The sequence below is a fragment of the Bacteroidales bacterium genome (assembly GCA_031275285.1).
Lineage (GTDB): Bacteria > Bacteroidota > Bacteroidia > Bacteroidales > UBA4181 > JAIRLS01.
Genome location: JAISOY010000143.1, coordinates 1 through 10437 on the forward strand (window position 1 = coordinate 1; position 10437 = coordinate 10437).

Annotated in this window: 13 protein-coding genes; 4 read left to right on the forward strand and 9 right to left on the reverse strand. The window is 39.5% G+C overall.

Annotation, left to right across the window (positions count from 1 at the left end):
• The coding region (locus tag LBQ60_14710; protein ID MDR2039170.1) for a Clostripain family protein at positions 1-274 on the forward strand (274 nt) is incomplete at its 5' end.
• Positions 275-889: 615 nt separating this feature from the next.
• Here LBQ60_14710 and LBQ60_14715 read toward each other — a convergent pair.
• From LBQ60_14715 to LBQ60_14740, 6 genes are all read right to left on the reverse strand, one after another.
• A complete protein-coding gene (locus LBQ60_14715; GenBank protein ID MDR2039171.1) occupies positions 890-1156 on the reverse strand; it encodes a DUF1905 domain-containing protein in 267 nt (88 codons plus the stop codon).
• An 18-nt stretch (positions 1157-1174) separates the two neighbouring features.
• Positions 1175-1612, reverse strand: coding sequence for a VOC family protein (locus LBQ60_14720; GenBank protein MDR2039172.1), 438 nt, complete (start codon positions 1610-1612; stop codon positions 1175-1177).
• Positions 1613-1662: 50 nt separating this feature from the next.
• The gene (locus LBQ60_14725; protein MDR2039173.1) at positions 1663-2895 is read right to left on the reverse strand and encodes a PQQ-dependent sugar dehydrogenase; all 1233 of its coding nucleotides are present in this window, start codon (positions 2893-2895) and stop codon (positions 1663-1665) included.
• A 600-nt stretch (positions 2896-3495) separates the two neighbouring features.
• Positions 3496-4173 carry a YdcF family protein gene (locus LBQ60_14730; GenBank protein ID MDR2039174.1) on the reverse strand — a complete coding sequence of 226 codons (678 nt, stop codon included), beginning with the start codon at positions 4171-4173 and terminating at the stop codon, positions 3496-3498.
• Positions 4170-4949: an energy transducer TonB gene (locus tag LBQ60_14735; protein MDR2039175.1), complete on the reverse strand. Its 780-nt coding sequence runs from the start codon at positions 4947-4949 to the stop codon at positions 4170-4172. Before LBQ60_14735 ends, LBQ60_14730 begins: the two co-directional genes overlap by 4 nt.
• 282 nt (positions 4950-5231) lie before the next feature.
• Positions 5232-6110: an AraC family transcriptional regulator gene (locus tag LBQ60_14740; protein MDR2039176.1), complete on the reverse strand. Its 879-nt coding sequence runs from the start codon at positions 6108-6110 to the stop codon at positions 5232-5234.
• A gap of 150 nt (positions 6111-6260) precedes the next feature.
• Between LBQ60_14740 and LBQ60_14745 the strand changes: the two genes are divergently transcribed.
• The gene (locus LBQ60_14745) at positions 6261-7178 is read left to right on the forward strand and encodes a sugar phosphate isomerase/epimerase (GenBank protein ID MDR2039177.1); all 918 of its coding nucleotides are present in this window, start codon (positions 6261-6263) and stop codon (positions 7176-7178) included.
• 25 nt (positions 7179-7203) lie between these two features.
• Positions 7204-8037, forward strand: a complete 834-nt coding sequence (locus tag LBQ60_14750; GenBank protein ID MDR2039178.1) for a hypothetical protein — start codon at positions 7204-7206, stop codon at positions 8035-8037.
• An 82-nt stretch (positions 8038-8119) separates the two neighbouring features.
• Here the strand turns inward: LBQ60_14750 and LBQ60_14755 are convergent, their stop codons facing one another.
• Genes LBQ60_14755 through LBQ60_14765 form a run of 3 tightly spaced genes read right to left on the reverse strand, consistent with a single transcriptional unit; the run spans position 8120 to position 9730 of the window.
• The gene (locus LBQ60_14755) at positions 8120-9007 is read right to left on the reverse strand and encodes a DUF6528 family protein (protein ID MDR2039179.1); all 888 of its coding nucleotides are present in this window, start codon (positions 9005-9007) and stop codon (positions 8120-8122) included.
• Positions 9008-9033: 26 nt separating this feature from the next.
• Positions 9034-9357, reverse strand: a complete 324-nt coding sequence (locus tag LBQ60_14760) for a hypothetical protein (GenBank protein ID MDR2039180.1) — start codon at positions 9355-9357, stop codon at positions 9034-9036.
• Complete coding sequence (locus LBQ60_14765) at positions 9311-9730, reverse strand: sulfatase-like hydrolase/transferase (GenBank protein MDR2039181.1); 420 nt, start codon at positions 9728-9730, stop codon at positions 9311-9313. Before LBQ60_14765 ends, LBQ60_14760 begins: the two co-directional genes overlap by 47 nt.
• Before the next feature lie 287 nt (positions 9731-10017).
• Here LBQ60_14765 and LBQ60_14770 point away from each other — a divergent pair, with 287 nt between their 5' ends.
• Positions 10018-10359: a helix-turn-helix domain-containing protein gene (locus tag LBQ60_14770; GenBank protein MDR2039182.1), complete on the forward strand. Its 342-nt coding sequence runs from the start codon at positions 10018-10020 to the stop codon at positions 10357-10359.
• Positions 10360-10437 lie beyond the last annotated feature (78 nt).

The window sequence follows — 10437 nt, forward strand, 5'->3', positions numbered from 1 at the left end:
TCAACGGATGGACGGTTACTACCCGGTAATCTTCTTTGATCTTGGTGACTATGTGGCAAAACTTTGTACTGATACGGATCTATTGCATCGATTTAAGAACCAACTGGAACGGACAGTTCCGCCCGGTTTGAGTATGCATACCGGCAGTTATTACTCCATGACCATGGGTGCGATAGAGATAAAGGCATTTTCGGGGATAACTATATCTGATCCGAGTATCAATGTTAAAGCAGTGGAAAAAAACGAGACAGCATGGTATAAGGCGACACATTGAGAAAATAGATGTTATTTCAAGCTAAGCAAAATTTATCGTAAATAATGAGAGTGGGCAATTTTTGCCCGTTTATCAGGCGAAGCCTACCATATTGACAATTTTATTCCACTTCGCTCCATGAGATCGCCTTTGGCTTAGTTCCGTTCAAGCGAACGGCAAAGCCTTCATGAGCGGAGCGAATAACCCGACAAGCGGAGCGCGTTAAAACTTAGCAAAGCCCTCACGACCAACGGGAGTAATTGTCAAGCCGTTTTTGCTTCTTTTTCCGGCGTGAACTTAGGCGAACTTAGGTGTAGCCGATCTCACGAACGAAGTGAGTAAAAAGAATGAAGAATCAGTCACTCACCTATCGGGAATCCATGAAAATTAAATCTCCGGAATTCATTATAATAACGTCAGCTCGATATAAGAATATGGTTATTATCTTAAAATAAAAACAATATAATTGCACTTGTACATAGTCGCAATTGATCTTTTATTGATAAAAGATGCCATGGTCTTACCCATTTCTTTAAAATCTGTAGTAAGACTGGTTATTCCTCCAACGGGGATCTCTTTCAATTTAACATCGGTCAAATCGAAAAATATTTGTTTAACTGAAATTCTTCAGAATCATCATCTTTCTTCTATTGTTACTCTTACTGTATCACCCGGTTGTTTACCTATCTGCGCCCGGATATCCTTTCGGATCCCTATAATATGGCAGGGAGTACCCATTTTTACTATGCTTCCAGTGTATGGCACTCCATCGAAAGTAGCATGCACAGGAACCCGTCCTTTTCCGAATACTTCCTTCACGTCGAACGGGATTTCCACATAAGCACCGTCAATATCGGGAACTTTACGAATGACCGCATCAAACTCAAACTTCTTATCCGGCATGATCGTATGCGTTTTACCTTACCCTTTAGGTAATTCATAGGTTACCAGCCAGCTGATACCGAATTTATCGACAAGCATTCCCATATAATCACCCCAGAATTGATCCGCTATAGCCATCGTAATCCGGCCGTCGGCTGCCAGGGCATTGAATATCCTGTCCGCATCCTCTTTGCTGTTGCCCGTTGCCATAATCGAGAAGTTGTTTCCGAAAGTGGTATGGCTTTCGTAGTTTTGGATATTATCAGCACCCATCAGTATCGTCTCTTTGCTGATCGGCAGCCCGATGTGCATGAGCCTGTTCTTGTCATCTTCCGACATAGGGGGCATCCCTTCCTGCGGGGGCATCTCGTTGTACCGGGCAACATAGTTGAACTCTCCGCCGAAAACAGATTGATAGAAATTGAATGCTTTTTCGCAATTACCATTGAAGGTAAGATAAATATTTACTGTAGCCATGGTTTATTTTTAATGATCTGTTCAAAGGATACAAACATAACAAATCACTTTCACTTCTTACCTATCCTGTATAATCTTCCTTCATCGGTTACGGCATAAAGCGCCCCGTCTTTTCCTTCACCTATATCACGAAAACGCTGGTTTTCATCTGCAAGTAACTGCTCTTCACCAATCACTTTATTGTTTTTCAATACAATACGGGCAATATGCTTACTGCTCAATCCGCCTATAAACAGGTTGTTTTGCCATTCGGGAATGACGTCGGAACCATAAAAAGTCATACCGCTCGGAGAAAGGACCGGATCCCAGTAATATACAGGCTGTTCGAGTCCTTCTTTTTGCGTAATTCCTTCGCCTATCTTTTCTCCGCTGTATTCGATTCCGTAGGTGATAGTTGCCCATCCGTAATTCCTGCCTGGTTTTATCAGATTGATTTCATCGCCGCCGCGAGGTCCCATTTCCGATAGCCACAGTTCCCGGGTAATGGGATGAATAGCCAGTCCCTGCGGATTTCTGTGTCCGTAAGAATAGATTTCGGGCAGTGCTCCTTCGGCATTTACAAACGGGTTTCCCGGCACCGGCTGTCCCTCGGGGGTAATGTGAATAACCTTACCATATCCGTTGTCGAGCAATTGGGCTTTGGGCCTGGTTGCCAGATCGGAACGTTCACCGGTGGATACGAAAATATTTCCGTTGTCATCAAAAACAATACGACTTCCGAAGTGCATACTGTTATCATAGTAGGGCATGGCCCTGTAAATAACCTGGAAGTTTTCGATTTGTTTCTCATTGGCAGAGAGTTTTCCTTTTCCTACAGCTGTAAGTGAACCCTGTGGTGTTTTTTCGGCAAAGGTAAAATAAAGCATCCGGCTTGACTCGAAATCGGGTGCGTGAGCAACGTCAAGCAATCCTCCCTGTTTTCTGTCGTCTACCTCAGGGAATCCTGTAATGGGATCGCTTAACTGACCACCGGTGGTGGCGATACGAAGTCTGCCGGCTTTTTCGGTGATGACTAGCCTGCCGTCGGGAAGAGATGTGATAGCCCAGGGACTGGAGAGACCTTTTGCAATGACCTTAACTTCATAAGGAATGTTTGTTTTAACACCCGGAATTCGTGTTTGACCTTCGAATGCGGATTTATAACCGGTGTTCGGCTTTTGGGTTTCCACGGGGGGCAGTATTTGGGAGTTCCGTTCCCGTGGTGTTTTGTTACTGCAAAATGCGAATGCAGATATAAAAAGCAAAGATGATGTTCCTGCTAATAGGATTTTTAAGTATTTCATATGTTTATAATTTGTTTGTTAAGTACATTTGGAACTCACACAATATTCATCATCTCTTTATGTGATTTATTGATCGTGCTCGATTTAACCGTTTTTGTTTTGATGTTTAATGATAGTATAGAACCCACATTTTATGATATCTCATTTTTATTCGATGATTTTTCTGGCAAGCATTCGCTCATAAGGGTTTCATATTTGATATTCTTAATGTTATATGTTCCTGGTTATTTTAGTATAACAATTTATATTACACGCTGATTCGGTTGTTCATTATAAATGAGTACCTAACCCTTGATTTGTTTGATTCTGTGATTATCAAGCTACTTGCAAAAGTAATGAATTTTGATCAGATTATATCAACTTACCCATAGTGCATTTATACAATGCAAGTTTTTAAATGATTAATTTTCTTGTTATTTAATTTATTTATCAACTGTATGGCCATCATAGTCATAATTTTAGATATTTGAATCCATCAAAAGAATTGGCATAATTTCTACGAATCATAAACTGGTCACATGGCTGATGTTTACGCTTTTAATTCAAAATAAAATATTTTACTTTCAATGATCAAGATACTGGAATTTTCATCGATCAAATTCATAACGAATAATTTGACTCTCCGTCGATATCAACCGTTTCGCCGAGATATTTCGGTTTTCGCTTGATAATTATGTCAAAAACCGATTTAACTACTGCCACGTATTCACGAATCACGTTTTTCCGATAGTTGTTATACGTTCCGTTATCTGCGGCAAAGCCATAGCTGTCGATTCCCAGTCGGTTGCCCGTGAAAACCGCGCGGTCGATGTGATAATTTTGCGAAATGATGATTGCTTTATCGACTTTGAAAATCCGCTTTGCACGATATAAGCTCGAATAGGTGTCGAAACCCGCATAATCCAAATATATTCTGGCGGTATCGACTCCGTTCCTGTAGCAATATCGTTTCATTACAGTCAGCTCGTCATAATCTTTTCTTCCGTTGTCGCCCGTCAACAACAGCTTTTGTACTTTATTGCTTTTATATAGGTTGATGGCTGCATTGAGCCTGTCTTCAAGGTATTTACTCGGCGAGTTTCCCCGAATGCCTGCACCTAACACAATTCCTACTTCACAGGGTGGAACATTATTTAAATATTTGTAACACTTTTTGTTGGAACTGTATTTTACAAAGTAATTAATCCCAAGAAATGAGGCGGCCACAATGATTGAAAGAATGAGGATCTTCTTTCTGTTCCGTCTTATACTCTTTTTTATGCTTATAAGAAATTTCATCTTATTCTGAAACTTATAGGTATTACTATATATGACTTTACAGGTTTTCCTTCAAGTATTGCCGGACTCCACGGGGGCATCGACCGGACCAACCGTAATGCTTCGTCGTTGAATCCCCGGCAACTATCAAGTCCCCTTATAATTGTAAAATCCGATAATTTTCCCTTTTCGTCAATAATTGTTCGTATGTATACATTTCCGAAACAGTCATCATCACTCGGCCAAAGCATGTTTTGCTCAATATATTTCTGTATGCTTGGTTGGGTTTCCATTTCACTTCCGAAATGAAATATTGCCGGTTGATCAACTTTTTGATATAAGTATACAAATGTAGAATTATTGAAATTCTTACATTTAGGTTCGATGTATGGAATTTTTAAAGGTAATGTATATTTTACTTTTATTGGATGTCCTCTGAGATCTCCAGGTGTCCAATCCGGCAATAAGTTCAATACTCTTACTATCTCATTTTCTATGAGTGTATCTTTCATATACCAGTCAAACCGTTGAAAACTAACTGAATTAGTTTCGCAGTTGATCACTTTTCCTTCAGTGTCGACAGTAAAGGATGCCATGATTTTACCCTGTTTTACATGAGTATTCAGAATCTTAAAATCCAGATGCGATTCAATAAAGCACCACAGCGAATCTTCACCGCCCGGAAATAAAGGTGATGTTTCTATCAGATCGATTAATCCCTCATCGTCCTGTGAAAATGCAGGAAGAGAAAACGTTAATGAAATCACGAGAAATAATATAAGTTTTCTCTTTAACATATTTATTGTTTCAATCCGCTTAAAACCCGGGCAATTTGATGAAATAAAAGTTCTCCGGGTAAAGATAGCGAATTACTTAAATTTGTATCTACCAACCAACACATTTTCTAGCGTCGAAGTTGGATCGTGCAATGTTTATCCGGATCATATTCATGGAGTTTCGATCATTTAAAATTGTAACTCATGAAAATAACAGAGAAATGGACGTGTTTTTCCAGAGCTGACAGATAAAATGGGGCTTCATAAATTTAATTACCGAGATCCGGTAATTAAATTTTTCAATCAAAAAATGAGTTCTATCTGCATATTTGTCCGGTATTGTGAAGGAGTAACCCCATATTGTTTTTTAAAGATCCGGTTGAAATAAGGCACATCATTAAAGCCCACAGCAAAACAAATCTCCTTGATAGAGAGGTTCGTTCTCACTAACTGTGTGCAAGCCGTCTGTAAGCGGAATGATATAAGATAAGCTGCAAATGGCTCATTTGTAGCTTTTTTAAAGAAAAGACAGAATGCGGTACGATTCATTTTTGCATATTCGGCAATCTCTGAAAGTGTAATCTTATGTTGGTAATTTTCCACAATATACTTATAGATAGCCTGTAACTTTTGTTTGTTCCGGTGTATTTTATTGCCATTAAACACATGATTGCCGATATACTTGTAATCACTGCTTTGTACAATCATATACAAAATTTTCAAAAGGACTATTACACTTTCAGGTTCAGTGTAATTCTCAAATTTATGCAGTAAGCCCTTTATTTCCTTTGCCGTATCGCCCATAATTACAATGCATTGTTTTAATTCCCTATAAAACATGACAATAGGCATAAACTCAGGTGCGAACGTTTCCAGTGTATGCAGGAATGAAAAATTGAATTGCCATGCGGCATTTTCAATCATTCCATTGGGAGCACACAAAGTTTTATCATATACCCAGCCATGCGGCAGGTCAGGTGGAATTAAAACAACCTCACCTTCTTCAAATTCTTCAATAAAATCGTCGGTCACCCGTTTCCCGTTTCCACTGATAACATACGTTATTTCAAATTCAGGATGTTGATGATAAGGAAACTCATCCATATAATAATGCCGATCCCTTCTGTAATGGAATGAACGATGCTCTCTCTTGAATATTTGTTCATAAATAATGCTACCCATCTACTTATGAAGGTTTAAAATGCGAATATAAGACAATTGTTTGAACTATTATGTAACTTACACTTCATGTATACGATGTATTTTTGTTGATCTCTTAATAAACCAGCATCAGATTGTTTTGTATTAATCATTTTATAAAATTCTGTAATTATGAAAAGTAGATATTATTTTTTAGCATTTTTGGCACTTTTTTTAATCATCCCTAATGCAACACAGGCACAAAAAAAGAGAAGTGCTAAAAAGGAAATAGCCATACAACTCTATTCCGTCAGGGAACGTATCGGAAGTCATGTGGGTAATCAATCCGGAAATTACAATGCTGATTACGCTGCCATATTAAAGGAACTTGTCCAAATGGGTTATACAGCCGTAGAATCGGCAGGTTACCATGAAGGATTATTCTATGGCAGAAAGCCGGAAGAATTTAAACGGGACGTAGAAGCTGCGGGTTTGAAAGTATTATCTTCCCACTGTAACAGATATCTTGCTCCGGAGGAATTATCTTCGGGTAATTTTACAGAATCCATGAAGTGGTGGGATCAGTGTATAGCTGCACATAAGGCAGCAGGAATGACCTATATAGTTGTTCCCTGGCTCGATGTTCCCAAAACAGTAAAAGACCTGAAAACTTATTGCGATTATTATAATGAAATCGGAAGACGATGTAAAGAAAATGGTATGAAATTTGGCTACCATAATCATTCACAGGAATTTCGGAAAGTGGAAAATCAGGTAGTGATGATGGACTACATGATAGAAAACACCAATCCGGAATACGTATTTATTGAGATGGATGTATATTGGACAGTAATGGGGAAAAACAGCCCGGTTGAATACTTTAAGAAATATCCCGGACGTTTTACTGTTCTCCATATAAAAGACCATAAAGAAGTCGGACAAAGTGGAATGGTCGGTTTTGATGCTATTTTCAATAATGCGGATATAGCCGGAACAAAACATATTGTTGTTGAAATGGAAGGTTATAGTGAAAGTTTGGAAAAAGGTCTTAAAACAAGTATTGATTACCTTTTAAATGCTCCTTTTGTGAAAACTTCTTATAGCAAATAGATCCAAACCAGGAATGGAATAAATAATGAATAGAAAAACATTCATACAAACAACCGGTGCATTAGTTGCAGGAGCCATAATAGGGAAAGTTGAAGCTGCGGAACATCATTGGAGTGATAATACTCATCGCGCTTCCCCTGATTTTCCGTTGATCGACCTGCATGTCCATCGTTCCGACAACCAGTCGATCGGGGATATTGTATCTAAATCAGAAAAGACTGGCATCCGGTTTGGCGTTATGGAAAACATAGCTCCATGGGGAATACAGAATGATACACAATTGAAGACCTATATTGATGCGGTAAAACCCTATCCCGTCTATGTGGGTCTTCAACCCATGAGCCCGGGATGGTCGAAGAACCTCTCTCCCGAACTGATCGCCCAGGCCGACTATGTAGCCATGGATCCACAGATAATTCCGAATGGAAACAGTTACGGTGAAACGATCAAAATATGGGAATACGCGACTTATATTGATGACCCTGATGCTTTCATGGAACGCAACATGCAACATTATATGGAGATCCTTACAGGTGACGAACCTTTGGATATATTTGCCTGTCCGTTGTTTTTACCTATATCTGTTCAACGGGAATACAATAGGTTATGGACAAAGAAACGTTTGCAGCAAATCATTGATGCAGCCTATGCAAGAAACATAGCCATTGAAATTAATGATTTGGTCCGTGTTCCTGATGAACAGTTCATTCTGATGGCAAAACGTGCGGGATTGAAATTTACATTCGGTTCGGACACCCGCGACCAGAAAACAGGCCGTTTAGATTATTGTAAATACATAGCTACAAAATGTAAACTTACACAAGACGACTTTTTTATACCAAAACGACAAATACGTTAACCTGACCATGGGAATGAATCGGGTTAACGTAATGAAAAATAGTTGCGGTTAGGTAAATTACGCCACAGGAATGATCCGGCTTTTACCTGGCGAGTCGTACCTTGTACAATTTCACATCGGGAATATTGATGGTTTTATCCGGATTCCTGAGATAGATATTCTTTGTCCACCAGCTTTCTTCGGCCTGCGTATATACTAACTTTTTGCTTCCTGCGATGTAATTGACCGATTTGATGTTCCTTGCGGTTTTCAACGGCTCAAAAGGGATAAATGTTTCGTTGGGAATGCTGAAAGAGTGTACGCCATGGTGTTCGGAAATCAGCAACTCATCATCTGAAACGGGAGAAAGGTCATGTCCGCCTTTACCCGGAATAATCCATTTCTTTTCAAGTTTTAATGTAGGCAATGGCGTATTCCAGCCTACCAACGAATATTCGCGAAGATCGTTGTATCCTAATGTATACAACCGTTGCCGTCTGGCATTCCACACGACGCCGTGTCCCGAATACAAACTGTCTTTGTACAGTACCTTTTCGGGTTGGTTCATGTCATATATTTCAATACTGTTTCCTTTCGAATGCGTAGAAAGAGCCACAGCAATACGGCCATTGGGCAATACATCGGCCGAATGCGCCATCGGAGCGTAAGCATAAAACAGGCATTTCTTAGTTGACCGTTCAATCAATACCACACCGCCACCCGATGAAGTTACCAGGAGATTCTTACCACCATCTACCGGTTTGCATTCATCCAGTGGAACCAGGTACTTTTGATATCTTTCAGGTAGTTGTGACGCTGCTTCGGCTACTTTCCAACTCCAAACGACTTTGACATCAGTTCCGTTCGAAGCCTGCTCGTCTATGATCAGGATTTTGTCATCGCCACATGCGATGAGCTCATGGTACGGGTTGTTATTACTACAACTGACGAAAAAAAGACAAATTATAAAAATAAAGATGATTGGTTTCATTGTATTTAAGAATTATATGATCATTATTATTGTGCATCATAGTCCATGAAGTTCCACTCTTTGATGTGTGCAGGCCGGCGTTTGGCTACAATAGCATCAAACTTTGCCGGCATTTCAGGGTGCTGTACGGCAATATTTGTGGTTTCGCTACGGTCTTGCGCAAGATCGTATATCTCCCACTGAACTTCCGGGTTATTGATTACCTTTTGTTTCACACCTTTTAAATTGCCCATCCTGACGGCTAATTGTCCGCCCTTGGCGCCAAATTCCCAATACAGGTATTCATGTCTTTGTTGGTTTTCTTCACCCAGGAGTGTAAATTCCGTCGGTATAATAGGGAGTACTTTCACCTGCAATTTCCTTGAATGTGGCGTAAACATCGTATTGCGCCGAGATATGTTCGGTTACAGTTCCCGGTTTGATCCTGGCCGGCCAACGTGCAATAAACGGCATGCGTATCCCGCCCTCGTACACGTCGGTTTTTAAGCCTCTTAGCCCATCCGTACTGTTGAAGTAACCGGCATTGACACCACCGTTGAAGGTAGTCCCATTGTCGCTTGAAAACATCACAATAGTGTTTTCATCCAGCCCCAGTTCTTCCAGTTTTTCCAGGATCATCCCTACTTTACTGTCCATCCGTGTAATCATGGCCGCATAAGTGGACAATGGCCTGCGATTGGGGCAATAACCCTTATCACCAAGGTAAGGTGTTTCGTCGAACATACCGTCGTATCCGGCAAGACTTTCGTCAGGAACCTTGCTATCTCCAGAACATGCATATTTAAAAGCTAAAGATATATCATATCAAACAGGGTATTAGTGATATCTATTTTATGGCTTACAAGTATTGAGATGCATGCCTACAAGAACACGCCAATTTATTTAATCCGGAAATAGAAAAATATTTGGGAGAAGAGCGGATTTATTTGAAACATAAGTGAATTCATCTCAAAAAAATTGAAAATAAGCCGTAATTTTATAAATTTACGGCTTATTTTAATGCTAAACTCATGAAAGAACAAAAACGACTGTTTGAAATTGTGAAATCAAAGATATCCGGCCAATACAGGTTAGCGGATATTATTGAAGATTTGTTGGGGGTGAGTAGTGATTCTGCATATAGACGGATTAGGGGTGAGAAAGAACTTTCTTTTTCCGAACTTAAAAAGATCTGTGAAAAGTTTAATTTGTCTATGGATGAGATACTTAATTATAATTCCAATCAAGGTGCGTTATTTCATTATATTCCCGTTAATCTTGAAAATCAGGAGAGTTATATTGCAAGGTTCCGCTTTTATCAGTCGTCCAGGAATAAGATAGAAGGATTGATAAACAAGATTGAATTAAGTTGATAAATGTTCCTTTTTATTGGTAATTTTCCATTTATTATCCCATAATTATTTGCATAAATCCGTAATTATTTCTTCTGG

Coding starts and splice junctions, on each gene's coding strand:
- LBQ60_14715 (MDR2039171.1), bottom strand. CDS start 1,156: ATGCCGGATAAGAAGTTTGAGTTTGATGCGGTCATTCGTAAAGTTCCC.
- LBQ60_14720 (MDR2039172.1), bottom strand. CDS start 1,612: ATGGCTACAGTAAATATTTATCTTACCTTCAATGGTAATTGCGAAAAA.
- LBQ60_14725 (MDR2039173.1), bottom strand. CDS start 2,895: ATGAAATACTTAAAAATCCTATTAGCAGGAACATCATCTTTGCTTTTT.
- LBQ60_14730 (MDR2039174.1), bottom strand. CDS start 4,173: ATGAAATTTCTTATAAGCATAAAAAAGAGTATAAGACGGAACAGAAAG.
- LBQ60_14735 (MDR2039175.1), bottom strand. CDS start 4,949: ATGTTAAAGAGAAAACTTATATTATTTCTCGTGATTTCATTAACGTTT.
- LBQ60_14740 (MDR2039176.1), bottom strand. CDS start 6,110: ATGGGTAGCATTATTTATGAACAAATATTCAAGAGAGAGCATCGTTCA.
- LBQ60_14745 (MDR2039177.1), top strand. CDS start 6,261: ATGAAAAGTAGATATTATTTTTTAGCATTTTTGGCACTTTTTTTAATC.
- LBQ60_14750 (MDR2039178.1), top strand. CDS start 7,204: ATGAATAGAAAAACATTCATACAAACAACCGGTGCATTAGTTGCAGGA.
- LBQ60_14755 (MDR2039179.1), bottom strand. CDS start 9,007: ATGAAACCAATCATCTTTATTTTTATAATTTGTCTTTTTTTCGTCAGT.
- LBQ60_14765 (MDR2039181.1), bottom strand. CDS start 9,730: ATGTTCGACGAAACACCTTACCTTGGTGATAAGGGTTATTGCCCCAAT.
- LBQ60_14770 (MDR2039182.1), top strand. CDS start 10,018: ATGAAAGAACAAAAACGACTGTTTGAAATTGTGAAATCAAAGATATCC.